Raw genomic sequence first — 22,596 nt, forward strand, 5'->3', positions numbered from 1 at the left:
AGCTCATGTCGTACCGGCCGGTCGCCGCCGAGCTCGCGGAGTCGATCCGGTCCGGGGCGATCCCGCCCGGCACCCGGCTGCCGACCCACCGGGACCTGGCCCGGGAGCGCGGGATCGCGGTCGGCACGGCGACGCGGGTCTACGCCGAGCTCGCCCGCCTGGGCCTCACCGTCGGCGAGCCCGGGCGCGGCACCTACGTCCGCGAGCCGGCCGGCTACGACGGGCCCGAGCCGTCCCGGGCGCTGCCGGTGCCCCGGGTCGCCGACCTGTCCTTCAACCAGCCCTTGGCCCCGGAGCAGGCCGGCGCGCTGCGACAGGCCCTGCGCCGGCTGGCGGCGGCCGGGGATATCGAGGTGCTGCTGCGCCAGGAGCCGCCCGGCGGCCGCCGCGCCGACCGGGCCGCCGTGGCCCGCTACCTGCTGAGCCGGGGCATCGACACGGCGCCGGCGAACGTCCTGCTGACCGCGGGCACGCAGGCCGGCCTGGACATGGTGCTGGGCGCGCTGACCCGGCCCGGCGACGTCCTGGCCGTGGACGCGCTCACGTATCCGGGCATCAAACTGCTCGCCGCCGCGCACGGCCTGCGGCTCGCCCCGATCCCGGTGACCGCCGACGGCCCGGACCTCGACGCCCTGGCCAGGATGATGCCTGTTCGCGCTGTCTATGCCGTGCCGACCGTCCACAATCCGCTGGGCTGGGTCCTTGACGAGCACCAGCGACGACGGATCGTTGACCTTGCACGTGCACATGACTGCGCGATCGTCGAAGACGGCACGTACGCGTTCCTCGAGCCCGCCGCCCCGCCGCCGCTGCAGGCTCTGGCACCCGAAAGGACCTGGTACGTCGCCGGTCTGTCCAAGAACGTCGCCGCCGGTTTGCGGTTCGGCTTTGCGGTGGTGCCGGACGCGCACGCCGGCGCGGCGGTCCGGCGGCTGCGCACGACCGCGTGGGGCAGCCCGGCACTGGTAACGTCCCTGGCCACGGGTTGGCTGGCCGACGGCACGGTGACGAGGCTGGAAGCGGCACGACGCACGGACGCGGCCGCCCGGCAGGAAATCGCGCGCACGGTGCTGCACGGGATGGACACGATCGCACACCCCGGGTCGTACATCGTGTGGCTGAAGCTGCAACCGCACCAGCGCCTGGATCACGCCGCCAAGGTCCTCGCGCGCGAGGGCATCTTGGTCTCCACCGCGGACGCGTTCGCCACCGGCTCCTACCGCCCGCACGCCTTGAGACTGGCTCTGGCCACCCCGCCACGCGACGAACTCGGGCCGATCCTGCGGCGCCTGCGGGCGGCCCTGGACGCGATGCCGCCGTAGGTCAGGCGCGCTCGACCGCCGCGCCGGCGCGGATGGCGCGGGGGATCTCGGCGATCTCATCGACCCGGCGCAGGAGCTCGGCCTGTTCATCGGCGGACGCGGGCGTGTCCAGCTCGACGCGGTACCTGATGCCCGTCGACGACCAGGTGTCCGTGTCGAACCCACCCGAGGCCGTTACCTGTACACCGTCCAGATGTAGGCCGAGCGTTTGCGCCTCGCGGTACACGTCGTTCAGGACACATCCGGCCGCGGCCAGGTGCAGCAGGTGCGCGCCGGTGAACTCGGCCTCGACGGTGACGCCCTCCGGCGTCCATTTGTGCGGAAAGCCGACCGCCCGCTCATCGCCCGACCGCAACGAGCCCGCGCCCACCGTCGCTGAGAAGTCGCTGCCGACCGCCCGCTCGTCGCCGGACCGTGACGAGCGCGGGCCTGGCGTCGTTGAGGAGTCGCTGTCGATCGCTTGTTCGTTGCCGGAGTGTGGCGAGCGCGGGCCTGCCGTTGCTGTGAAGTCGCTGTCGGTCGCTTGTTCGTTGCCGGGCCGTGGCGAGTGCGGGCCTGGCGTTGCTGTGAAGTCGCTGTCGGTCGCTTGTTCGTCGTCGGAGTGTGGCGAGCGCGGGCCTGCCGTCGTTGAGGAGTCGCTGTCGGTCGCTTGTTCGTTGCTGGGCCGTGGCGAGTGCGGGCCTGGCGTCGCCGAGAAGTCGCCGCCGGCCGATCGCTTCCGCGCCGGCGAAGCCTGGGGCGCCCGATTGTCCATGGTCACATCCTGGCTGGTCAGACCCCGTAGCCGCCGTCGACGTCGAGTTTCTGACCGGAAATGAACTTCGCCCGGTCGCTGGCCAGGAAGCAGACCGCCTCGGCGATGTCCGCGGCGGACCCGAACGTGCGCAGCGGGGTGTTCGTGCGCGACGCCTCGAGTGCGCGCTCGTGCAGGTCGCCGTTCGCGATCAGCCGGGTCGCCATGCCGTCGGTGAGCATGCCGGGGCCGACGCAGTTCGCTCGCACCCCGAAGCGGCCCTCCTCGGCCGCGATCCCGCGCACGAGCTGCTCGACCGCGCCTTTCGGCACCGCCGACAGCCCGTCGCGGGCCGGGAACCGGGACGTCGCCGCCGTCGTCACCACGACGATGCTGCCGTGCGCGGCGCGCAGTGCGGGCAGCGCGGCGTGCACGATGTTGAACGAGGCGAGCACGTCCTGCGCGATCTGTTGCGCGAACTGCTCCGGGCCGACGCGGCTCAGGTGCACCATCGGAACATGAGGTCCGGCCGCGTGCACGAGCGTGTGCACTTCGCCCGCCGCGGCAATGAGCGCAGCACACGCCGCCGGATCGGTCAGGTCGGCCTGCACGATTCTGGCGACAGCGCCACGCCCGCTGCCGTTGCGTGCAGCATCGGACACCACGACACTGCGCTTCGTGTCGTCGGGCGCCACGGTGCTGCGCTTCGTGTCGTTGTCCGCATCGTCGGGCGCGACGACGTGGCGGTTTGTGTCGTTGTTCGCGGCGTCGGGTGCCTTGGCGTTGCGGTCTGTGTCGTTGTCCGCCGGGCCGGACGCCACGATGCTGCGCTTCGTGTCGTTGTCCGCAGGTTCGAGTGCCGCTGCGTTGCGCGTTGTGTCGTTGTTCGCCGGGACGGACGCCACGGTGCTGCGGTTTGTGTCGTTGTCCGCAGGTTCGAGCGCCGCGGCGTGGCGGTTTGTGTCGTTGTTTGCGGCGTCGAGTGCCTTGGCTCTGCCGTTCATGTCGTTGTCCGCCGTGGCGGCTGGCCGGGTGGCGTTGAGTTCGGCGGCGAGGGCTGCGGCCGCGGTGGCGTCGGAGCGGTAGGCGAGCACGACCGTGCAGCCGCGGGCGGCGAGCATGCGGGCGACGGCGGCGCCGATGCCGCCGGTGGCCCCGGTGACCACCGCGACACCGGGCCGGGCGGCGAAATCCTGCTGCATGACGCCTACGTTACCAAGCAAGCGTTTGGTAGACTACCGCCCGTGGAGCTGAAACTCGGGGTCATGCCGGCGCACGGCAAGGCGGGCCCGGCCACCGTCGCCCGGTTCGTGCGACTCCTGGAGGAGCTCGGCTGCGAGTCCGTGTGGGCCGTCGAGCACGTCGTGGTGCCCGACGCCTACGACAGTTCGTACCCGTACGACCCCACCGGCCGCATGCCCCTCGCCCCCGGCGACGACATCCCGGACCCGCTGCACTGGCTGACCTTCGCGGCCGCGCACACCACCACGCTCAAGCTCGGCACCGCGATGCTCATCCTGCCCGAGCACAACCCGGTCGACCTGGCCAAGCGATTGGCCACAGTGGACGTGCTCAGCGGCGGCCGGTTCCTGGCCGGGATCGGGGTCGGCTGGCTGCGCGAGGAGTACGACGCCGTCGGTGTGCCGTTCGAACACCGCGGTGCGCGAGCCGACGAATACCTGCAGGCCATGCGCGCACTGTGGACGCAGGCGCCGGCGCGGTACCAGGGGCGCTTCGTCTCGTTCGGACCCGTACACTCCCGGCCCTGGCCGACCCGCGGCACCGTGCCGATCGTCGTCGGCGGGCACAGCCTGGCGGCGGTCCGGCGGGCGGCGCGGTTCGGTGACGGGTGGTATCCGCTCGGTGTGCGCGGCGAGGAGTTCGCCCGACTGCGCCAGGCTTTGCGGGACGAGTGCGTGGCCGCGGGCCGGGAGCCCGACGCCGTCGAGGTCACCGCCCGCGCGCCCGGCAACCGCGGCGAGCTGGAACGGCTGCGTTCCCTCGGCGTGGCCCGCGTGGTGATTCGTGCGGACCCGGACGACCTGGTCGGGGTGCGGGACAAGGTGCGCAACTACCAGCGGGAGGTCCTCGGCATATGAGCGACACGAGCAGCGAATGACCGCCACGAGCAGCGAATGAGCGACACGAGCAGCGAATGAGCGACACGAGCAGCGAATGAGCGACACGAGCAGCGAATGAGCGACACGAGCAGCGAATGACCGGCGCGAGCAGTTTGTGGGCGGCGCGAGCAGTGTGTGGGCGACACGAGCAGCAAATGAGCGACACGAGCAGCGAATGAGCGGCACGAGAGGCAAACGAGCGACATGAGGGGCGTATGAGCGACATGAGAACCGTCGTCGTCACCGGTGCCGGGCAGGGGCTCGGCCGCGCGCACGCCCACGCGTTCGCCGCCGCCGGGCATCACGTGGTGCTCAACGACCTCGGGGCCGAGCGCCTCGACGCGGTCGCCGCCGAGTGTGTCGCGGCCGGCGGCAAGGTGACCGCGGTGCCCGGGGACATCGCCGACTGGGAGTTCGCGGCGTCCATTGTGGAGCGGGCGGTGGCCGCGACCGGGCGCCTCGACGCGCTCGTCAACAACGCCGGGCTGACCCGCGACCGGATGGTCACCAACGTGACCGAGGCCGAGTGGGACGACGCGATCCGGGTCAACCTCAAGGGCCACTTCGCGCCGCTGCGCCACGCGGCCGCCTACTGGAAGGGCCTCGCGAAGGCCGGCACGCCAGTCGCCGCGCGGGTCGTGAACACCACCTCGGGCGCGGGGCTCATGGGCAACGTCGGCCAGGTGAACTACAGCGCCGCCAAGGCCGCGATCGCCGCGATGACCCTCGTCGCGGCGGCCGAGCTGGAGCGGTACGGCATCACCGTCAACGCCATCGCCCCCAGCGCCCGCACGCCGATGACCGCGGACGTGTTCGCCGACGCCATGCGCGCACCCGAGTCCGGCTTCGACGCGATGGCCCCGGAGAACGTCTCGCCGCTCGTCGTCTGGCTCGCCTCGGCGGAGGCCGGCTTCGTCACCGGCCGCGTCTTCGAGGTCTCCGGCGGCAGTGTGAGCATCGCCGACGGCTGGCAGCACGGCCCGGCCATCGACGCCGGCCGCCGTTGGGACCCGAACGAGCTCGGCCCCGTCGTGCGGGACCTGCTCACCCGCGCACCGCAGCCGGCGGCCGTGTATGGAGCCTGACTTCCGCGCCGAGGTGCGGGCCTGGCTGGCCGCGCACCTCACCGGCCGGTTCGCGCCGCTCGTCGGCAGTGGCGGCCCCGGGCGCGAGCACGAGCACCTCGAGCTGCGGGCCGAGTGGGAGCGAGAACTCGGGGCGGCGGGGTGGATCGGGCTGGGCTGGCCGCAGCCGTACGGTCGCGGCGCGTCCATCGCCGAGCAGGTCGTGTTCTTCGAGGAGTACGCCCGCGCCGGTGGACCGGGCCGGCTGAGCCACATCGGCGAGTACCTCCTCGCGCCCACCCTCATCGCCCACGGCACGCAGGAGCAGAAGGCCAGGTTCCTGCCGCCGATCGCGGGGGCCGAGGAGCTGTGGTGCCAGGGCTACTCCGAGCCCGGCGCCGGCTCCGACCTCGCCGGTGTCCAAACGCGCGCGGAGCTCACCGGCGGCCGCTGGCGGATCACGGGCCAGAAGGTCTGGACGTCGCTGGCGCACATCGCCGACTGGTGCTTCGTGCTCGCCCGCACGAGTCAGGAACAACAACGCAAGCAGGGTTTGTCGTATTTCCTGGTGCCGATGCGCCAGCCGCGCGTCGACGTGCGTCCGATCGTGCAGCTGACGGGCACCTCCGAGTTCAACGAGGTGTTCTTCGACGAGGCCGAGACCGACGCCGACCTGATCGTCGGAGCGCCCGGCGACGGCTGGAAGGTCGCGACGAGCACCCTGGCCTTCGAGCGCGGCGTGGCCACCCTCGGGCAGCAGCTGGGCTTCGCCCGGGAACTGAGGTCCATTGTGGATCGTGCACGCACGGGCGGTACCAGTGAAGATCCGATCATCAACGACCGGATCGCCGCCGCCTGGGCGGGACTGCAGGGCCTGCGCCACCACGCGCTGCGCACGCTCAACGCCACCGAACCCGACCCGGCCGCGGCCTCCGTCGCCAAACTGCTCTGGGCCGGCTGGCACCGCGACCTGGGCGAGCTGGCCCTGGCCGTCGAGGGGCCGGCCGCGACGGTGGCCCGGGCCGCGCCGTACGACCTGACCGACGCCCAGCGCCTGTTCCTGTTCACCCGGGCCGACACTATCTACGGCGGCTCGAACGAGATCCAGCGCAACATCATCGCCGACCGTCTCCTCGGCCGCGTCCCCCGAGCGTAGGAGTGTCCACAGTGGAGATCGGCGCCGCGTTCGCCGGAGAGTTCACGCCGGAACAGCTCGCGCTGCGCGATTCGGTCCGGGCGTTCCTGGCGTCCCCCGGCTACAGCTGGGCCCGGCTCGCCGGTGAGCTCGGCCTCACCGCGCTGGCGATCGCCGAGGAGCACGGCGGCTTCGGCGCCACCGCCGTCGAGGCCGGCCTCGCGCTGGAGGAGGCCGGGGCCGCGCTGTTGTCCGCGCCGCTGCTGTCGACCACCGCCGCCGCCCTCGCCCTGGACCCGGCCGAACCGGCCGCGGCCGAGCTCCTGCCGGCCATCGCGGAGGGCAAGTCGATCGCCACCCTAGCCCTCGGCCACGGCGTCGAGGCCCGCCCGGCCGCGCACGGCACGGTCCTGGACGGCCGGGCCGAGCACGTGCTGGACGGCGACGCGGCCGACGTGTTCATCGTCGAGGCCGGCGGCGACCTGTACGCCACCGACGCGGCCGTCGTCCAGGCGGTACCCACGATGGACGTCACCCGCGGCCAGGCCACGCTCATCCTCACCGCCGCGCCGGCCCGCCCGGTCGCCCGGGCCGGCGCCGCGCACGCGATGGCCGTGATGCACGCACTGCTGGCCGCCGAGTCGATCGGCCTCGCGCGCGCTTCGTTGCAGTCCACCGTGGACCATCTGCGCACCCGGCACCAGTTCGGTGTGCCGCTGGCGTCGTTCCAGGCGCTGCGGCACCGGGTCGCCGATCTGTACGTCGTACACGAACAGGCGACGTCCACCGCCCGTTATGCTTTGCGCGTTTTCGGGACTGCGGAGTTCGCGCTCGCCGCGCCGCTGGCCAAGCTGGCCGCCACCGAGGCCGCGTGGACGATCACCCGCGAGGCGATCCAGCTGCTCGGCGGGATCGGCTTCACGTGGGAGCACCCCGCGCACCGCTATCTGAAGCGCGCGACCGCCAACCACCTGCTCTTCGGCGACCCGCCCGCCCTGCGCCGTCTCCTGCTCGCCCGCGCGTTCGCGTGAAGCGTTGGGCTGTGCCGTCTCCTGCTCGCGCGCGTGTTCGCGTGAAGCGTTGCGCTGTGCCGTCTCCTGTGTCACCGTCACCGCTCCGAATGGGGTTCGACCGCGCCGGATAGGGTCGGCGACATGCCGGAACCCCTGATCCGCCCCGCCCGCGAGTCCGACATAGCCGCCCTGGAACGCCACCTGCCGACCGGCCCCAACCGCTATCACGACGCCCGATACGCGCGCCAGCTCGCCGGCCGCAGCACGTTCCTGCTCGCGTTCGTGCACGGTGAGCCGATCGGCCACGCCTCCGTGCTGTGGGACGGCGGCCACGCCGAGGCGGTCCGCACCCGCTACCCCGGCTGCCCGGAGATCAACGCCCTGGCGGTCGCCGCACCATTGCAGTCGCAGGGCATCGGCACCGCGCTGATCCGCGCGGCCGAGACCCTGGCGGCGGACCGCGGCTGCCGGCAGATCGGCCTGGGCGTCGACGACAGCAACCCGCGGGCGGCCGCGCTGTACCGGCGTCTCGGCTACGAGGAGACGGACTTCCACTACACGGACCGCTACTTCTACACCGACGACGCGGGCCACCACGAGGTGGCCGACCCCTGCCGCTTCCTCATCAAGCACTTGACCTGAGCCCGGCCGGGACGGCGGGGAGCGCGGCGGGCGCGGCCCGGTTGCGGCCCGGTCGCCGCCCGCCCACCCGGCTGACACCGGCCGAACGATTCGTGTCGGGTCATCGGCCAGACTTCGGCCGCGACCCGTGACGAACGCCGGCCGGCGGCTGATGGTTGATCTTCGGGAGACACCCATTCCAGGGACGGAGCAACCATCTCGTGAACAGGCGCAAGAAGATGCGGGCGGTCGTCGCCGCCGTGCTGGCACCCGCGGCCACGGTCGCGCTCAGCGCGCACCCGGTCGCCGCGGCCGTCACACCGGCCGGCACCGCGGCGACGGCGACGACGCTCGCGCAGGTCCGATCGAGCATCGGGGCGGACACCGGCACGGCCGCGGCGCTGACCGGCAAGGGGGTCGGGGTAGCGCTCATCGACACCGGCGTCGCGTCGGTGCCCGGCCTGCCGGCCGCGCAGATCGTCAACGGGCCGGACCTGTCGTTCGAGTCGCAGGCGGCGAACCTGCGCTACCTCGACACGTACGGCCACGGCACGCACATGGCCGGCATCATCGTCGGCAACGACAGCACCTCCGGCAGCAAGGGCATCGCGCCCGACGTCAAGCTCACCTCGGTGAAGATCGGCACCGCGACCGGAGCGGTCGACGTGTCGCAGATGATCGCCGCGATCGACTGGGTCGTGCAGCACAAGAACGACGACCCGAGCAGCCCGATCCGCGTGCTGAACCTCTCCTACGGCTCGGGCGGCGCCACGAAGTCCTGGACCGACCCGCTGCAGTTCGCGGTGCAGAAGGCGTGGAAGGCCGGGATCGTGGTCGTCGCGGCCGCCGGCAACAACGGCAACACGGCCGGCGCGCTGACCAACCCGGCGATGGACGACTCGATCCTGTCCGTCGGCGCCACCGCGACCAACGGCACCGCGACCACCGCCGACGACACGCTGGCGACGTTCACGAACCTGGCCGGCACCAGCACCGCCGGCGTGGCCGGGCAGGTCGACCTGCTCGCGCCGGGCACCTCCATCGCCTCGCTGCGCGACCCCGGCTCGAACATCGACAACCTGTACCCGGACGCCCGGGTCGGCACCACCCTGTTCAAGGGCAGCGGCACCTCGCAGGCCACCGCCGTCGTCACGGCCGCCGCCGCGCTGCTGCTGCAGGCCAAGCCGGCCGCCACCCCCGACCAGGTCAAGGACTGGCTGGTCAAGGGCGGCACCGCGCTGAGCACCGGCACCGCCAAGACGCTGGGCCTGTCCGCGCTCAACGTCAACGGTGCGCTCGCCCGCACCGGCCTCGCGGTCACCGCGCCGGCGGTCACGCTGTCCAGTGGCACCGGGTCGCTGCAGGGTTCCCGCGGTACGGCCGGCCTCACCATCGACGGCGTCAAGCTCACCGGCGAGCGGACCGTCTGGGGCACCTTCGGCACCGCGCAGTGGGCGAAGTCCACCACGCCGTCCTGGTCGGGCGGCCTGTGGCTCGGCTACCGGCTGGCCGGCGACGGCTGGACCGGTACATCCTGGGCCGGGAAGACGTGGGCGGCGGCCACCTGGACCGCGGCCCCGTGGGGTGGCAACGCCGCCGCCGGCTGGAGCGACCCGGCCTGGTCCGGACGCACCTGGTCCGGTCGGACGTGGTCGGCCGGCACCTGGTCGGGCCGCACCTGGTCGAGCGACGGCTGGTCCGCGGCGACCTGGTCCTAGAGCGCGATCGAAGGCTCACGCGCGGGCGGGCACAGTACCCCCGGCGGCTTTTGGAAAGTGCGGACGCAGGTCGCGGGCCACGATCCGGTCCAGCAGGCGGCCGGGCAGGAATCGGGACAGCGGGATGAACACGGCGGCGTCGCGGCCGATCGTGTAGCGGATGCGCGGGTTGGCGGCGGTCGTGGCCTTCACGATGACCTTCGCGGCGGCTTCGGCGGACTGGCCGGCCTTCGTGAACGCGTCGGCGTGGGCCATGACCGCCCGCATCAGGTCGCCGTACCGCTGCCGCTGCGGCCCCGTCATCCCGGCCGCGAGGTCGGCAGCGGTCGCGGCGCCCCGTTCGTTCATCGCCGTCCGCACACCGCCCGGCTCGACGACCACGACCTGGACGCCGTGCGGGGCGAGCTCCTGGCGCAGGGCGTCGCTGACGGCTTCGAGGGCGAACTTGCTCCCCGCATACGCCCCGTAGGCGGGCATCGCGACCCGCCCGCCGACGGAGCTGATGTTGACGATCCGGCCGCGGCTGCGCAGGAGGGCCGGTAGCAGGGCCTGGGTGACGGCGATATGCCCGAACAGGTTGACCTCGAACAGGCGGCGCCAGTCGGCCAGGGGCAGCGCCTCGACCGGCGCGTTGACGGCGATGCCGGCGTTGTTGACCAGGGCCCGCACGGCGGAGCCTTCGACCCGGGCGGCGAGGGCGGCGACCTGGTCGGGCGCGGTGATGTCGAGGATGACGGGTTCGACGCCGTCGGCGCGGATGGCGTCACCGTCGCGCTCCCGGCGCACTCCGGCCAGCACGTGGTAGCCGCGCCGGGCCAGTTCGCGGGCGGTGGCCGCGCCCATGCCGGTCGAGGCGCCGGTCACGACGACAATTCCATGTGACGTTGTCATATGAGTGAGGGTAGGCATTTCATATGACAGTGTCAACCGTAGACTGGTGGCATGGTCGCCCGCGCTGAGCACGCCGCCGCCTCCCGACGCGCCGAGTCGGCCGCCGCCACCCGCCGGGCCCTGCTCGACGCCGCCGCCGAGCTGCTCGACGAGGGCGGCCCCGACGCCGTGACGCTGCGCGAGGTCGGTGCCCGGGCGGGCGTGAGTCGCGGCGCCCCCTATGGGCACTTCGCCGACAAGGAGAGCCTGCTCACCGCGGTCGCGGCCGAGGCCTGGGACCGGCTCGGGGACCAGGTGCACGCCCTGCGCGCCGACCCGGACCGGTCCGCGGCCGAGAAGCTGCGCATCGGCCTGGCCGGCCTGATGGCGCTCGGACGCGGGCACCCCCACCTGTACCAGCAGATGTTCATGACCCCGACCGGCGACCCGGACGCCGTGGTCCGCGCCGCCCAGCGCAGCCAGGACGAGTTTCTCGCGATCGTCACCGAGGTGGTCGGCGCGGCCGCCGCCCACCGCTACGGAGCCCTGCTCATGACCAGCGTCCACGGCATCACCGGCATGACCGTCTCCGGCCACCTCAACCAGGAGAAGTGGCGCACCACGGCCGAGGAGCTCCTGGACACCCTCGTGGCCATGGTCGCCGCCGAGCCGGCCGAGCGGGCCGAGCGGGCCGGGTAGGCCGGGCGGGCCGAGTGACCCGGGTAGGCCGAGTGACCCGGGTAGGCCGGGTAGGCCGAGCTGGGCCGGCCCGGTGTCAGTCCACCAGCGCCCCGGCCGAGAGATTGGCCACCGTCCCGGTCACCGCGGCCGCCCGGTCCGAGGCCAGGAACGCCGCCGTCTCCGCGACCTCGGCGAGCGTCGGCAGCCGCTTGAGCAGCGTCCCCTGCGCCAGCCCGGCCAGGTCGGCGGGCCCGAAGAGGTCGGCGGTGTATGACCCCGCCGCCCCCGCGTCGACGACGGCGTGCGGCCGGATCCCGGCGACCCGGATGCCGCGCGGCGCCAGCTCCGCCGCGAGCAGCCGCGCGAACGTCTCCTTCCCGGCCGCGCTCACCCCGTGCCCGAGAATGCCGGGGATCGTCAGCCGCGCGCCCGGCTCGGACAGCGTCAGGATGACCCCCGGCCGCTCCCGCCCCATGTGCCGGGCCACGGCCTGGCTGGTGATGAACAGCATGCGCAGGAACCCGTCGATCGGCCGCATGAACTCGTCCACCGACAGGTCCGCAAGTGGCGTTCCCTGATCGTGCGGCACGCTCACGGCGTTGAGCGCGATGTCGATTCCGTCACCCGCCGCGGCCACCGCATCGGCGTGGTGCACGACGGCGACCTGATCGAACACGTCGACCTGCGCGGTATCGACATCCCCGCCCGCGGCCCGGATGTCGCGCGCCACCGCATCGAGTCGCGCGAGCGTGCGCCCGGCGAGAAACACGCGCGCCCCTTCCCGTGCGAAGACGCGCGCCACGGCCGCCCCGATGGAACCCCCGCCGCCATAGATGACGGCGCTCTTGTTCTCCAACAACAGTCCACTCATGTGCAAAACCCTAACCAAAGCTAGTTGTTAAAAGCAACTGGCAGCTGTGGTACTTTTTGAGCCATGCCGACGAGCAGGAGTTACCGGGACGCGTGCGGCGTCGCCCGGGCGCTCGACGTCGTAGGGGAACGCTGGGCCCTGCTCGTGGTCCGCGAGCTGCTCCTGACGCCGCAACGCTTCTCGGAGCTGCGTCAGGCCCTGCCCGGCGTCAGCTCCAACCTGCTGGCCGACCGCCTCCGCGAGCTCGAGCACAACGGCGTGATCCGGCGCGCCCCGTCGGACGGCTACGAGCTGACCGAACGCGGCCGCGCCCTCGAACCGATCGTCCGGGCCCTGGGCGACTGGGGCATCGAAGCACCCCAGCCACCGGCTCCGGCCGCGCTGAGCGCCACGTCGGTGCTGATCTTCCTGCAGGGCGCCGCCCACCCCGACCCGTCAGCGCCCCCGCTCACCTGCCGCCTCGAGCTCGACGGCCGGGTGTGGACGGTCCGCCTCGCGCACGGCCGGGCGGAGGTCGAGGCGGGCGAGCCGGGCTCCGCCGACGTCTCCCTGAAAACCGACCCGAAGACCTTCGCCGCCCTGCTCACCGCCCCCGGCACGCTCGAGTCCACGTGCGCCGACGGCCACGCCGCCGTGGTCGGCGCCCCGACGGCCATCCGCCGCCTCCTGCACGCCGTCACCGACCCGCACCCGCCCCGCTCCGACGGCGCGCACTGACGCGCTCCGACGGCGCGCGCTGGCCCGTTGCGTCGGCGGCGACCGGTCAGTGGCGGAGCAGCAGGTTCGCGCCGAACGTGCACAGGGCCGACAGCACCAGCGAGCCCAGGACCATCAGCAGGCACCCCAGCGGGCCGCCCAGCACGCGCACTTCGACGTTGCCGATTCGCATAGTCGGCCGGTTACCCGGCCCGGCGGCGCTCACGCATCACTGGCCGCCCGCGGTGACGTCCGGTGTGACGCCCCAGCGGTCCAGGAACTCGCCGGCGGTCAGCTCGTCGAGCTGCTGCTGGACGTGGGCCAGGAGGTGGTGGTCGTCGAAGTCGGCGTCGACGCGCAGGAGCTCCTCGCCGGTGTCGCGGCGGGTCAGGACGAAGTGGCTGAACGGAAGCATCGGCTCGCCCGGGTCGTCGTCGGCGTCGGCGGCCAGGCGGGCCAGGCCGGCGGCGACCCAGCGGGCGGCGGCCCAACGGCCGGCGCGCTTGGTCGTGTGGATGTCGGCGGCCAGCACGTCGGCCGCCCGCGCGGTGAGGTCCAGATCGGTAGCCGTCACCGGGTCAGGGTAGAGCGGGTCCGCCAATCGCGTCCGAGTAGCGGGGGAGCTGGCCGCCGCCGTCGACGAGCAGGGACGCACCGGTGATGTAGCCGGCCAAGGGGGAGGCGAGCAGCAGCACGGCGTCGGCGATGTCGTCGGGGGTCGCCATCCGGCCCAGGGGTACCGTCGCCGCGACCGCCGCCAGTGCCCGCTCGTCGCCGTAGTGGGCGGCGTTGTCGTCGGTCCGCACCACGCCCGCGGTCACCGTGTTGACGCGGACCCGGGGCGCCCACTCCAGGGCCAGGGCGCGGGTGAGGACCTCGAGGCCGCCCTTCGCCGCCGCGTAGGCCGCGGTGCCCGGGGCCGGTCGCAAAGCCGACACGCTGCCGATGTTCACGATCAGGCCGCCGGTGTCCTGGGCCTGCATCACCGCGTTGGCGGCCTGGGCGACGAAGAACGGGGCCAGGAGGTTGAGCCGGACCACGGCCGTGACCAGGTTGGGTGAGGCGGTCGCGGCCGGGACCGGGGGGCCGCCGCCGGCGTTGTTCACGACCAGGTCGAGCCGGCCGAACGCGTCCATGGCGGCGGCGACGAGCGCGGCCGCCTGGTCGGGTTCGCGGATGTCGGCGCGGTGGAAGAGGATGCGACCGGCTCCGGCTCCGGTTTCGGTTTCGGTTTCGGCTCTAGCTCCGGTTCCGGCTCCGGCCCTGGCTCCGGCTCTGGTTCCGGCCCTGGCTCCGGTTCCGGCTTCGGCCCTGGGTTCGGCTCTGGCTTCGGCGCCGGCTAGGTCGCCGGGGTCGGTGCGGCCGCAGGTGACGACCCGGTAGCCGGACGCGGCCAGGCGGGCCACGATGGTCCGGCCGATGCCCCGGGTGCCGCCGGTGACCAGCGCGACCGCACCGGCCCCGGCGTCAGAGCCGTTCGATGATCGTGACATTGGCCGTTCCCCCGCCCTCGCACATGGTCTGCAGACCGTATCGGCCGCCGCGGGCCTCCAGTTCGTGCAGCATCGTCGTCATCAGCCGCGCGCCGGTCGCGCCGAGGGGGTGGCCGAGCGCGACGGCGCCGCCGAGAGGGTTGACGCGCGCGAGGTCCGCGCCGGTCTCGCGCTGCCAGGCGAGCACGACGGGGACAAAGGCCTCATTGATCTCCACCACGTCGATGTCGTCCATGGACAGTCCGCTCTTGCGCAGTGCGTGCTCGGTCGCCGGGATCGGACCGGTCAACATGTACACCGGGTCGTCCGCGCGAACGCTCAAGTGTGCGATGCGCGCCCGCACGCGCAGGCCGTGTTCGCGCACCGCGCGTTCGCTCGCGACGAGCAGTGCGGCCGCGCCGTCTGAGATCTGGCTGGCCAGGGCCGCGGTGACGACTCCGCCGGGCTTGAGCGTCGGCAGGCCGGCCATCTTCTCGAGGGTCGTGTCGCGGCGCGGGCCCTCGTCGGCGGCGACGCCGGCGATGGGCTCGATCTCGCGCTCGAACCGGCCGCTGTCGATGGCGGCGGCGGCCCGGCGGTGGCTTTCCAGGGCGTACGCCTCCATCTCCTCCCGGGTCAGCGCCCACTCGGCGGCGATCAGCTCGGCCGCCCGGAACTGGCTGATCTCCTGCGTGCCGTAGCGCGCGTGCCAGCCGGCGGAGCCGCGGAAGGGGTCGTCGAAGCCGTACTGCTGCCCGGCGAGCATCGCCGCGGAGATCGGGATGGCGCTCATGTTCTGCACGCCGCCGGCCACGACGAGGTCGGCCGTGCCGGACATCACCGCCTGCGCGGCGAAGTGCACGGCCTGCTGCGAGGAGCCGCACTGCCGGTCCACGGTCACCCCGGGCACGTGCTCGGGCAGCCCGGCCGCCAGCCAGCTGGTGCGGGCGATGTTGCCGGCCTGCGGGCCGAGCGCGTCGACGCAGCCGAAGATCACGTCGTCGACCGCGCCCGGGTCGACGCCGCTGCGCTTGACCAGCGCGGTGAGCACGTGTGCGCCGAGGTCCGCGGGGTGGATCGCGGACAGTCCGCCGCCGCGCCGGCCGACCGGTGTGCGCACGGCCTCGACCAGAAATGCCTCCGTCATGACTTGGACCTTACCAAGCGCTTGCTTGGTTGGTAAGGTGCCCTCCATGGAACCGTTGGACGCCCGGACCATCCCCGATCTGGTCCGGGCCGGCGCCGCTCACTACCGCCTGCGTGAGGCGATCGTCGACGGCGACGTCCGCCTCAGCTACGCCGAGCTCGGCGCCGAGGTCACCCGGTGCGCCGAGGCCCTGGCTGCCCGCGGGGTCGGCAAGGGTGACCGCGTCGCCCTGTGGGCCCCGAACGGCTGGCGGTGGATCGTCGCCGCCCTCGGCATCGTCTCAGCCGGGGGCGTCCTCGTGCCGCTGAACACGCGGTTCAAGGGCCCGGAGGCGGCGTACATCCTGGCCCGCAGCGGGGCCCGGCTGCTGCTCGTCGACGACGGATTCCTCGGCAACCGCTACATCGACTCGCTCACCGACGCGGCCGCCGAGACGCCGACACCGGCACTGAACGACATCGTCCCGTTCGCGGAGTGGGACACCTTCATGGCCGTCGGCAAGGGCGTCGACGCGGTCGTGTACCCGGACGACCTCGCCGACCTGTTCTTCACCAGCGGCACCACCGGCCGGCCCAAGGGCGCCATGCTCACCCACCTCCAGAGCACCGAGCTGTACGTGGCCTGGAGTGAGCTCGCGCAGCTGCGCGAAGGGGACCGGTACCTGCTGGTCAACCCCTGCTTCAACACCTTCGGCTACAAGGCCGGCGTCATCGCCTGCCTCCTGCGCGGCGCGACGATCGTGCCCCAGGCCGTCTTCGACGTGCCGACCACGCTGGACATCGTCCAGCGGGAGCGGATCACGGTCCTGCCGGGACCTCCGACGTTGTACACGTCCATGCTCGACCATCCCGCCCGCACGGCGTACGACCTGTCCAGCCTGCGCGTCGCCATCACCGGTGCGACCACGGTTCCCGTGGTGATGATCGAGCGGCTGCGGGCCGAGCTGCGCCTTGAGACCGTCCTCACCGCGTACGGCCTGACCGAGTCGTGCGGGACGGCCACCATGTGCCGCCCCGACGACACCCCCGAGACCGTCGCCAGCACCTGCGGCGCGGCGGTCCCGGGGGTCGAGGTCCGCATCGACGGCTCCTCCGGTGAGGTGCTGATCCGTGGTTACAACATCATGCGGGGGTACTTCGACGACCCGGCCAGCACCGCCGACGCGATCGACGCCGAGGGCTGGCTGCACACGGGCGACGTCGGTGTGCTGGACGAGCGCGGCTACCTGCGCATCACCGACCGGCTCAAGGACATGTTCATCGTCGGCGGTTTCAACGCTTACCCGGCCGAGATCGAGCAGGTGATCGCCCGGCATCCGTTCGTGGCCGAGGTCGCCGTCGTGGGCGTGCCGGACGGGCGCCTCGGTGAGGTCGCGCGGGCGTTCGTAGTACCACGGCCGGGCTCGGTTTTCAGCTCTGACGACCTCGCCAAGTTCTGCAAGGAGCGGCTCGCCAACTACAAGCTGCCCCGGTCGTTCGTGTTCCTCGATGCCCTGCCCCGCAACGCGAGCGGCAAGGTGCTCAAGACAACGTTGCGGAGCGGATAGTCGTGGATTCGGTCGTCATCACCGGCGGGGCCAGCGGTATCGGTGCCGCCATCGCCCGGTTGAGTGTGGAACAGGGCCTGCGCCCGATCGTCTGGGACCTCGCCCCGACGCACGGCGGCTCCATTGTGGACGTCCGCGATCCGGCCGCCGTCGCCGCCGCGTTCGCCGCGGCCGGCCCGGTCCGTTACCTGGTCAACAACGCCGGCCCGGCCAGCGGCGGCCCGGCGCTGCCCTTTGTGGACGGTCTCGCGTTCACCGCGGGCAGCGTGGAGATGGTGACGTCGGCCTGGCTGGCCACCGGCCCGCCGGACGGATCGGCGGTGGTGAACGTCGCCTCCGTCGCCGGGAACCTGGTCGGCACCGACTCGCCGTGGTACTCGGCGGGCAAGGCCGCGATCGCCGGCTACACCCGCCACCTCGCCACCCGGGCCGCCCCGCGCGTTCGCGCGAACGCCGTCGCACCAGGCTTCATCGACACGCCGCGCATGGCCGGCTTCGCGGACACACCGCTCGGCCGTTCGCTCATCGAACGCAACCCGATGGGCCGGGCCGGCCGTCCCGAGGACGTCGCCGCCGCCGTCCTGTTCCTGCTTTCCCCGGCCGCCGCCTACATCAACGGCGTCCTGCTGCCCGTGGACGGGGGCTGGACCGTCTCCCAGTGAAAGGGGTGTTCCACTGTGGACGCCGTCATCGTCTCCGCCGTGCGCTCGCCGATCGGCCGCGCCTACAAGGGTTCACTCGCCGGGGTGCGCGCCGACGACCTCGCCGCCGACATCGTCGCCCAGGCCCTGGCCAAGGTGCCGGCCCTGGCTCCGTCCACGTTGGACGACCTGATCCTCGGCTGCGCGCAGCCGGCCGGCGAGCAGGGGTACAACCTCGGCCGCCAGGTCGCCATGCACCTCGGCCTGGACATGGTGCCCGGCACCACCGTCAACCGCTACTGCGCGTCGTCGCTGCAGGCGATCCGGATGGCCTTCCACGCCATCAAGGCGGGGGAGGGCCACGCGTTCGTGGCCGCCGGCGCCGAGATCGTCTCGCACTACCCGGCCGGCAAGGCGGACGGTATGCCCGACACCCGCAACCCCCGCTGGCCGGCCCGCACATCGACCGTGCCGTGGACCGATCCGCGCACCGAGGGCGGACTGCCGGACGTGTACATCGCGATGGGGGAGACGGCCGAGAACGTCGCGTCGCTGTGCGGCATCACCCGCCGCGAGCAGGACGAGTTCGCCGTGCGCAGCCAGAACAACGCCGAGAAGGCCCAGGCCGACGGCTTCTGGGACCTTGACATCACGCCGGTGACACTGCCCGACGGCACCACGCTGTCCCGCGACGACGGCCCCCGCGCGGGCGTGACCCTGGAGAAGGTCAGCACGCTGTCGCCGGTTTTCCGCCCCGACGGTACCGTCACCGCCGGCAACTGCTGCCCGCTGAACGACGGCGCCGCCGCGCTGGTCGTCATGAGCTCGGCCCGCGCGCGGGAACTCGGCCTCACCCCCCTCGCACGAATCGTGGCCACGGGCGTCTCCGCGCTCAGCCCCGAGATCATGGGCCTGGGCCCGGTGGAGGCGACGCGACGCGCGCTCGCACATGCGCGAATGAGCATCGACGACATCGACCTGATCGAAATCAACGAGGCGTTCGCCGCGCAGGTGATCCCGTCCTACCGCCAGATGAACGCCGACCCGGAGAAAGTGAACGTCCACGGCGGCGCGATCGCGGTCGGCCACCCGTTCGGCATGACCGGCGCCCGCATCGCCACGACGTTGCTCAACGGCCTGTCGTTCCGCGACAAGCAGCTGGGCCTGGAAACCATGTGCACCGCGGGCGGCCAGGGCATGGCGATGATCGTGGAGCGCATGTCTTGAGCACCGGCCACCTGTCCCGCCGGGCGATGGGCGTGCCGTGCCGGAGCGTTTGTGTTGAGCGTCGCGCATCGGTCCGGGCGGGCGATGGGCGTGGAGCGTTGCTCATGAGCGGCGCGAATCTGCCGGGCGGGGCGATGAGTGTGGAGCGTTGCTCATGAGCGGCGGGCACCTGGCCGGCAAGGCGATTGTCGTCACCGGCGCCGGTCAGGGGCTGGGCGCGGCTTATGCCCGCCTGGCCGCCGCCGAGGGGGCGAACGTAATTGTCAACGACGTAGACGAAAATCACGCACTGTCGGTCGCCCGGTCGATCAGGGCCGACGGTGGTCGGGCGGAGACCGCGATCGGCTCGGTCGCGGACTGGGCCACCGCCGGCGCGATCGTCCGTTCGTGCATCGAAGCGTTCGGCACGATCGACGGTCTGGTCAACAACGCCGGCATCTTCCGCCTCGCGCACCCGAGCGAACAGGACCCGGACGAGTTCCGCGCAGTCCTGGAAGTGAACGTCCTGGGCACCGCGTACTGCGGCCTGCACGCGATCCGCGCCATGCTCGAACGCGGCACGGGCTCGATCGTGAACGTGACGTCCGGTTCGCACGCGGGATCGGCCGCGATGGGCGCCTATGGGGCCAGCAAGGGCGCGGTAGCGTCGCTCACGTACTGCTGGGCCGCCGACCTGGCCGGCACGGGCGTGCGCGTGAACGCCGTGTCCCCGAACGCGCACACCCGGATGGCCGACACGTACGAGGCCTACCTGGGTGCCGCCGCGCAGGGCCAGAACGTGCACAAACCGCCGGCCCAGAACGCACCGGCGATCGTCTACCTGCTGTCCGACGCGTCCACAAGCCTGCACGGCCAGGTTGTCCGCATCGACGGCGACGAGCTGTCCATGATCGCTCACCCCACCGTCCAGGGCCCAGGCACCCGGAACCCGGCCTGGACGGTCTCCTCGGTGGCGGCGGCGTTCGGCGCGGGCGAGGTCGGCCCCCTGAGCCCGGTCGGCCTGCACCGGGCCCCAGTCGAGTAGGTTCCCGGGTCAGGCGAACGTCACGCCGGCGGCCTCCGTCAGACGGACGGAACGCACGACGGTCGCGCCGTCGGCGGTGTACCAGCATTCGTAGAACGGACTGCTGAAGTTCACCAGCGAGCGCTCCGGCATCCGCGCATCGCACATCGCCGTGCCGGTCGCGCCCGGGGCATTGGCGGAGACGTACCGATACCACGCGGCATGGACGGCCGTCCGGATGAGCGGCCCGCTGGTCTGGGTGGCGCGCCACTGCGCGTAGGCCCCGCCCGCTCCGGCCGTCACGCTGAACGGCACCGCGAGGCCGTCGAACGTGATGGTGCAGGTTGTCGTCACCGCGGCCGAACCGTCGATCCGCTGGTCGCACGAGCCGAGCAGGCTGCCGTTGGCGCCGGCCTGGCGGAGCGTGCGATCCTCCAGTTTCCAGAGCACCTGGCGCTCGTACACCGGGAGATCGCCGTAGATGTTCTGCTGCTTCTGCGGCGTGATCGGGGCGACGCTCGGGACGGCAATGCCCTGACGGCTCGGCGACGGCGACGCCGATGGCGGCGCGGGCGGCCGCTGTGACGAGGCGGCCGCCGGGCCGGGCGGGGCGGGGTTCGCGCCACAGCCGGCGGTCGCCAGGGCGCCGATCATGCACATCGAGGCAGCGATCCGAACGGCCGCTCGTCGCCGTCGCTTCATGGTGTCGAATCCCCCTACCGGCCGCAGGGGGCCTGCCTCGACTATCACGCACCGTCATCGATATATCAAGAGGATCGTTGAACAATCCTCGAATCATCAGGCCGGTGGGGCCGGGCGGTCGCGACCCGTCGGTTCGTGTCGTTCCCCGTGGGACGAGGTCATTTGCGCGGATGGATCACTATCGAGTGCGTGATGGGATCCTCACATGCCGTGTCGGGTGCGGCGGGCTGGCTGGGCGGGTGCGCGGTACTGGCCGCGGCCGGTCACCCGGTCGGCCTGCCGGTGATCGTCGTCGGTGCGGTGATGTCCGCCGGGGCGGCGCTGCTGCCGGACTGCGATCACCACAGCTCCTGCGTCGCGCGGACGTTCGGGCCGGTCAGCCGGTGGGCCTGCAAGCGGATCGGGCGGGCTTGCGCGGTGCTGCACGCGCGGACACGGACCCGGCTTGACGTGCGCGATCTCGACGGGCATCGGACGCTGACGCACACCGTGCTGTTCGCGCTGGTCACCGGTGCCCTGATCGCGCTCGGCGGGATGCTCGGCGGGCTGGTGTTCGCGGCCGTTGTGATGTTCGCGACGACCGGGCTGGCGGTCCGGGCGCTGTGGCCGCGGCGCAAGCGCGGGACGCTCGGCGCGACCCTGGCCGGGGTGCTCGCGGCGGCGGCGCTGCTCACATTCGCGCCGACCGGCGGCTGGTGGTGGCTCGGGGTGCCGATCGGGTTCGGCTGTCTGGCGCACATCGCCGGTGACATGCTCACCAACACCGGGGTGCCGGCGCTGTTTCCGGTCATGGTGCGCGGGCGGCGGTGGATGCGGCTGCGGGCGCCGCGGCCGCTGCGGTTCGGGACCGGCGGGCGGACCGAGCATCTGGTGCGGTGGCTAATGCTGGTGGGTGCGCTCGTGGCGGGGTGGTCGCTGCAGGTCTCGGCGCAGATGTGAACGGTGCGGACGGCCGGTGCGGGCCAGGCGGCGCAGGTCGGCGCGGGTGTCGTGCATGAGCTGGACGTGGAAGTAGTTCACGTACTCGAGCAGCGCGAACAGCCAGAACAGCACGGCCGGGAGTGTCGGGTCGAGACCGATGACCACCGCGCCGGCCGCTAGAGCGGCCACACCCAGCCAGTTGAGCGCGCGGAATACGTGCATGCCGGCCGGGTGGCGGTGGCGGGCGGCGAGCTGGGCGTACTTGAGCGCCCAGTACGCCGCGCCGATCAGCAGGAACAGCGCGATCAGCGTCATACCGAGCACATTCGGCAATGTCGGGCGCACGTGCAGTACCCCGAAGAAGAGCCAGCTGAGCAGGAAGACGTTGACCAGTTCCAGGACCGCCAGGGTGCGGGCGCGGCGGCGGATCACCGGCGGGACAGGCCGTCCAGGAACAGTGACGTGCAGTCCTCGGCCAGGCGGGTGATCGGGTACTCCTTGGTCGGCTTGAACCACCGAACCGACAGCCACACCGCGTCACGCATCAGGCGGTACAGAATCTTGGGGTCCAGATCGGAACGGATCACGCCCTGGGCGATGCCGGCCTCGATGACCTGGAGCCAGGCCGACTGGACCTCCTTGCCGGCGTTGCGCAGATAGCCGAAACGCTCAATTTGCGTCAGGTAGTTGACATCGTTCTGGTAGATCTCGGTGGCGTGCGGGTGCGCCTCGACCACCTCGAGCGACGCCACGATCAGGTCGTGCAGGCGCGTGCGCGGATCGGTGTCCGCCGCGAGCACCCGCTTGTAACGGGTGCGCAGATCCTCGAGGTAGGAGGTGACGATCTCGTCGACCATCGCCTCCTTGGACTCGAAATGGTGGTACAGGCTGCCGGAGAGAATGCCCACCTCGTCGGCGATCTCACGCACCGTGGTCGCCGCCACGCCCTTGTTGGCGAACAGCGCCGCGGCGGACGCGAGGATTCGCTCGCGCCGCTCTCCAGACTCCCGCGCCATGCCGTGTCCTTTACAGAGAAGAAGGTGTATCCCGCAGACCAACACGGAGTGTACCGATCCCGCGAGAAAACGAGTGT

At 72.3% G+C, this 22,596-nt stretch carries 25 protein-coding genes; 14 read left to right on the forward strand and 11 right to left on the reverse strand.

The genetic code is table 11. The features are described from left to right. Window positions 1–5: 5 nt before the first annotated feature. On the forward strand, window positions 6–1,322 hold the full coding sequence (locus tag ACIA8L_RS42340) for a PLP-dependent aminotransferase family protein (RefSeq protein WP_395913677.1): 1,317 nt from the start codon (window positions 6–8) through the stop codon (window positions 1,320–1,322). A gap of 1 nt (window position 1,323) precedes the next feature. Here the strand turns inward: ACIA8L_RS42340 and ACIA8L_RS42345 are convergent, their stop codons facing one another. Both ACIA8L_RS42345 and ACIA8L_RS42350 read right to left on the reverse strand, forming a co-directional pair. Next, window positions 1,324–1,677 carry an OsmC family protein gene (locus ACIA8L_RS42345; protein WP_395913679.1) on the reverse strand — a complete coding sequence of 118 codons (354 nt, stop codon included), beginning with the start codon at window positions 1,675–1,677 and terminating at the stop codon, window positions 1,324–1,326. 416 nt (window positions 1,678–2,093) lie between these two features. After that, complete coding sequence (locus ACIA8L_RS42350) at window positions 2,094–3,257, reverse strand: SDR family NAD(P)-dependent oxidoreductase (protein WP_395913681.1); 1,164 nt, start codon at window positions 3,255–3,257, stop codon at window positions 2,094–2,096. Between the two features lie 42 nt (window positions 3,258–3,299). Here ACIA8L_RS42350 and ACIA8L_RS42355 point away from each other — a divergent pair, with 42 nt between their 5' ends. From ACIA8L_RS42355 to ACIA8L_RS42380, 6 genes are all read left to right on the forward strand, one after another. Continuing rightward, window positions 3,300–4,154, forward strand: coding sequence for an LLM class F420-dependent oxidoreductase (locus ACIA8L_RS42355; protein ID WP_395913683.1), 855 nt, complete (start codon window positions 3,300–3,302; stop codon window positions 4,152–4,154). A gap of 236 nt (window positions 4,155–4,390) precedes the next feature. Further along, a complete protein-coding gene (locus ACIA8L_RS42360; RefSeq protein WP_395913685.1) occupies window positions 4,391–5,260 on the forward strand; it encodes an SDR family oxidoreductase in 870 nt (289 codons plus the stop codon). After that, window positions 5,250–6,395, forward strand: a complete 1,146-nt coding sequence (locus ACIA8L_RS42365) for an acyl-CoA dehydrogenase family protein (protein WP_395913687.1) — start codon at window positions 5,250–5,252, stop codon at window positions 6,393–6,395. Before ACIA8L_RS42360 ends, ACIA8L_RS42365 begins: the two co-directional genes overlap by 11 nt. An 11-nt stretch (window positions 6,396–6,406) precedes the next feature. Next, on the forward strand, window positions 6,407–7,405 hold the full coding sequence (locus ACIA8L_RS42370) for an acyl-CoA dehydrogenase family protein (RefSeq protein ID WP_395913689.1): 999 nt from the start codon (window positions 6,407–6,409) through the stop codon (window positions 7,403–7,405). A gap of 123 nt (window positions 7,406–7,528) precedes the next feature. After that, entirely contained in the window at window positions 7,529–8,029 is a 501-nt protein-coding gene (locus ACIA8L_RS42375) for a GNAT family N-acetyltransferase (protein ID WP_395913691.1), read from the forward strand. 200 nt (window positions 8,030–8,229) lie between these two features. Beyond that, window positions 8,230–9,726, forward strand: a complete 1,497-nt coding sequence (locus tag ACIA8L_RS42380) for a S8 family serine peptidase (protein WP_395913693.1) — start codon at window positions 8,230–8,232, stop codon at window positions 9,724–9,726. A gap of 15 nt (window positions 9,727–9,741) precedes the next feature. On the opposite strand, the gene ACIA8L_RS42385 is transcribed toward ACIA8L_RS42380, so the two are convergent. After that, complete coding sequence (locus tag ACIA8L_RS42385) at window positions 9,742–10,617, reverse strand: SDR family oxidoreductase (protein WP_395913695.1); 876 nt, start codon at window positions 10,615–10,617, stop codon at window positions 9,742–9,744. A 51-nt stretch (window positions 10,618–10,668) separates the two neighbouring features. On the opposite strand from ACIA8L_RS42385, the gene ACIA8L_RS42390 reads away from it, so the two are divergent. After that, window positions 10,669–11,295, forward strand: a complete 627-nt coding sequence (locus ACIA8L_RS42390) for a TetR/AcrR family transcriptional regulator (protein ID WP_395913697.1) — start codon at window positions 10,669–10,671, stop codon at window positions 11,293–11,295. Window positions 11,296–11,371: 76 nt separating this feature from the next. On the opposite strand, the gene ACIA8L_RS42395 is transcribed toward ACIA8L_RS42390, so the two are convergent. Continuing rightward, window positions 11,372–12,148, reverse strand: coding sequence for an SDR family NAD(P)-dependent oxidoreductase (locus ACIA8L_RS42395; protein ID WP_395913699.1), 777 nt, complete (start codon window positions 12,146–12,148; stop codon window positions 11,372–11,374). 63 nt (window positions 12,149–12,211) lie between these two features. Between ACIA8L_RS42395 and ACIA8L_RS42400 the strand changes: the two genes are divergently transcribed. Next, a complete protein-coding gene (locus tag ACIA8L_RS42400) occupies window positions 12,212–12,865 on the forward strand; it encodes a winged helix-turn-helix transcriptional regulator (RefSeq protein ID WP_395913701.1) in 654 nt (217 codons plus the stop codon). A gap of 46 nt (window positions 12,866–12,911) precedes the next feature. On the opposite strand, the gene ACIA8L_RS42405 is transcribed toward ACIA8L_RS42400, so the two are convergent. Genes ACIA8L_RS42405 through ACIA8L_RS42420 form a run of 4 tightly spaced genes read right to left on the reverse strand, consistent with a single transcriptional unit; the run spans window position 12,912 to window position 15,463 of the window. Continuing rightward, the gene (locus tag ACIA8L_RS42405) at window positions 12,912–13,037 is read right to left on the reverse strand and encodes a hypothetical protein (protein WP_395913703.1); all 126 of its coding nucleotides are present in this window, start codon (window positions 13,035–13,037) and stop codon (window positions 12,912–12,914) included. A gap of 36 nt (window positions 13,038–13,073) precedes the next feature. Beyond that, entirely contained in the window at window positions 13,074–13,418 is a 345-nt protein-coding gene (locus ACIA8L_RS42410; RefSeq protein WP_395913705.1) for a hypothetical protein, read from the reverse strand. Window positions 13,419–13,422: 4 nt separating this feature from the next. Beyond that, the gene (locus ACIA8L_RS42415; protein WP_395913707.1) at window positions 13,423–14,337 is read right to left on the reverse strand and encodes an SDR family oxidoreductase; all 915 of its coding nucleotides are present in this window, start codon (window positions 14,335–14,337) and stop codon (window positions 13,423–13,425) included. After that, the gene (locus ACIA8L_RS42420; protein WP_395913709.1) at window positions 14,312–15,463 is read right to left on the reverse strand and encodes an acetyl-CoA C-acetyltransferase; all 1,152 of its coding nucleotides are present in this window, start codon (window positions 15,461–15,463) and stop codon (window positions 14,312–14,314) included. The genes ACIA8L_RS42415 and ACIA8L_RS42420 overlap by 26 nt, the downstream gene beginning before the upstream one ends. 46 nt (window positions 15,464–15,509) lie before the next feature. On the opposite strand from ACIA8L_RS42420, the gene ACIA8L_RS42425 reads away from it, so the two are divergent. The 4 genes from ACIA8L_RS42425 to ACIA8L_RS42440 all read left to right on the forward strand — a co-directional run bounded on the left by ACIA8L_RS42425 (window position 15,510) and on the right by ACIA8L_RS42440 (window position 19,901). Further along, the gene (locus ACIA8L_RS42425) at window positions 15,510–17,009 is read left to right on the forward strand and encodes a FadD3 family acyl-CoA ligase (protein ID WP_395913710.1); all 1,500 of its coding nucleotides are present in this window, start codon (window positions 15,510–15,512) and stop codon (window positions 17,007–17,009) included. Between the two features lie 2 nt (window positions 17,010–17,011). Further along, window positions 17,012–17,671 (forward strand): SDR family NAD(P)-dependent oxidoreductase, encoded by a 660-nt coding sequence (locus ACIA8L_RS42430; RefSeq protein ID WP_395913712.1) that lies wholly within the window; start codon window positions 17,012–17,014, stop codon window positions 17,669–17,671. Between the two features lie 15 nt (window positions 17,672–17,686). Further along, window positions 17,687–18,877, forward strand: a complete 1,191-nt coding sequence (locus ACIA8L_RS42435; RefSeq protein WP_395913714.1) for an acetyl-CoA C-acetyltransferase — start codon at window positions 17,687–17,689, stop codon at window positions 18,875–18,877. A gap of 154 nt (window positions 18,878–19,031) precedes the next feature. Further along, window positions 19,032–19,901 carry an SDR family NAD(P)-dependent oxidoreductase gene (locus tag ACIA8L_RS42440; protein ID WP_395913716.1) on the forward strand — a complete coding sequence of 290 codons (870 nt, stop codon included), beginning with the start codon at window positions 19,032–19,034 and terminating at the stop codon, window positions 19,899–19,901. Window positions 19,902–19,910: 9 nt separating this feature from the next. Here ACIA8L_RS42440 and ACIA8L_RS42445 read toward each other — a convergent pair whose 3' ends face one another. Continuing rightward, window positions 19,911–20,534 (reverse strand): hypothetical protein, encoded by a 624-nt coding sequence (locus ACIA8L_RS42445; RefSeq protein ID WP_395913717.1) that lies wholly within the window; start codon window positions 20,532–20,534, stop codon window positions 19,911–19,913. 240 nt (window positions 20,535–20,774) lie between these two features. On the opposite strand from ACIA8L_RS42445, the gene ACIA8L_RS42450 reads away from it, so the two are divergent. Beyond that, complete coding sequence (locus tag ACIA8L_RS42450) at window positions 20,775–21,521, forward strand: metal-dependent hydrolase (protein WP_395913719.1); 747 nt, start codon at window positions 20,775–20,777, stop codon at window positions 21,519–21,521. Here ACIA8L_RS42450 and ACIA8L_RS42455 read toward each other — a convergent pair. Then, window positions 21,462–21,935 (reverse strand): hypothetical protein, encoded by a 474-nt coding sequence (locus ACIA8L_RS42455; protein ID WP_395913721.1) that lies wholly within the window; start codon window positions 21,933–21,935, stop codon window positions 21,462–21,464. The genes ACIA8L_RS42450 and ACIA8L_RS42455 overlap by 60 nt on opposite strands. Then, window positions 21,932–22,519: a TetR/AcrR family transcriptional regulator gene (locus tag ACIA8L_RS42460; protein ID WP_223104241.1), complete on the reverse strand. Its 588-nt coding sequence runs from the start codon at window positions 22,517–22,519 to the stop codon at window positions 21,932–21,934. The genes ACIA8L_RS42455 and ACIA8L_RS42460 overlap by 4 nt, the downstream gene beginning before the upstream one ends. Window positions 22,520–22,596: the final 77 nt, after the last annotated feature.

The sequence above is a fragment of the Dactylosporangium sp. NPDC051541 genome, assembly GCF_044454505.1.
Taxonomy (GTDB): Bacteria; Actinomycetota; Actinomycetes; order Mycobacteriales; family Micromonosporaceae; genus Dactylosporangium.

Excerpts from the sequence above, each read along its gene's own strand:
- ACIA8L_RS42340 (WP_395913677.1), top strand. The coding sequence starts at position 6 with ATGTCGTACCGGCCGGTCGCCGCCGAGCTCGCGGAGTCGATCCGGTCC.
- ACIA8L_RS42350 (WP_395913681.1), bottom strand. The coding sequence starts at position 3,257 with ATGCAGCAGGATTTCGCCGCCCGGCCCGGTGTCGCGGTGGTCACCGGG.
- ACIA8L_RS42360 (WP_395913685.1), top strand. The coding sequence starts at position 4,391 with ATGAGCGACATGAGAACCGTCGTCGTCACCGGTGCCGGGCAGGGGCTC.
- ACIA8L_RS42365 (WP_395913687.1), top strand. The coding sequence starts at position 5,250 with ATGGAGCCTGACTTCCGCGCCGAGGTGCGGGCCTGGCTGGCCGCGCAC.
- ACIA8L_RS42375 (WP_395913691.1), top strand. The coding sequence starts at position 7,529 with ATGCCGGAACCCCTGATCCGCCCCGCCCGCGAGTCCGACATAGCCGCC.
- ACIA8L_RS42385 (WP_395913695.1), bottom strand. The coding sequence starts at position 10,617 with ATGACAACGTCACATGGAATTGTCGTCGTGACCGGCGCCTCGACCGGC.
- ACIA8L_RS42390 (WP_395913697.1), top strand. The coding sequence starts at position 10,669 with ATGGTCGCCCGCGCTGAGCACGCCGCCGCCTCCCGACGCGCCGAGTCG.
- ACIA8L_RS42395 (WP_395913699.1), bottom strand. The coding sequence starts at position 12,148 with ATGAGTGGACTGTTGTTGGAGAACAAGAGCGCCGTCATCTATGGCGGC.
- ACIA8L_RS42400 (WP_395913701.1), top strand. The coding sequence starts at position 12,212 with ATGCCGACGAGCAGGAGTTACCGGGACGCGTGCGGCGTCGCCCGGGCG.
- ACIA8L_RS42405 (WP_395913703.1), bottom strand. The coding sequence starts at position 13,037 with ATGCGAATCGGCAACGTCGAAGTGCGCGTGCTGGGCGGCCCGCTGGGG.
- ACIA8L_RS42415 (WP_395913707.1), bottom strand. The coding sequence starts at position 14,337 with ATGTCACGATCATCGAACGGCTCTGACGCCGGGGCCGGTGCGGTCGCG.
- ACIA8L_RS42420 (WP_395913709.1), bottom strand. The coding sequence starts at position 15,463 with ATGACGGAGGCATTTCTGGTCGAGGCCGTGCGCACACCGGTCGGCCGG.
- ACIA8L_RS42425 (WP_395913710.1), top strand. The coding sequence starts at position 15,510 with ATGGAACCGTTGGACGCCCGGACCATCCCCGATCTGGTCCGGGCCGGC.
- ACIA8L_RS42440 (WP_395913716.1), top strand. The coding sequence starts at position 19,032 with ATGAGCGGCGGGCACCTGGCCGGCAAGGCGATTGTCGTCACCGGCGCC.
- ACIA8L_RS42445 (WP_395913717.1), bottom strand. The coding sequence starts at position 20,534 with ATGATCGGCGCCCTGGCGACCGCCGGCTGTGGCGCGAACCCCGCCCCG.
- ACIA8L_RS42450 (WP_395913719.1), top strand. The coding sequence starts at position 20,775 with ATGGGATCCTCACATGCCGTGTCGGGTGCGGCGGGCTGGCTGGGCGGG.
- ACIA8L_RS42460 (WP_223104241.1), bottom strand. The coding sequence starts at position 22,519 with ATGGCGCGGGAGTCTGGAGAGCGGCGCGAGCGAATCCTCGCGTCCGCC.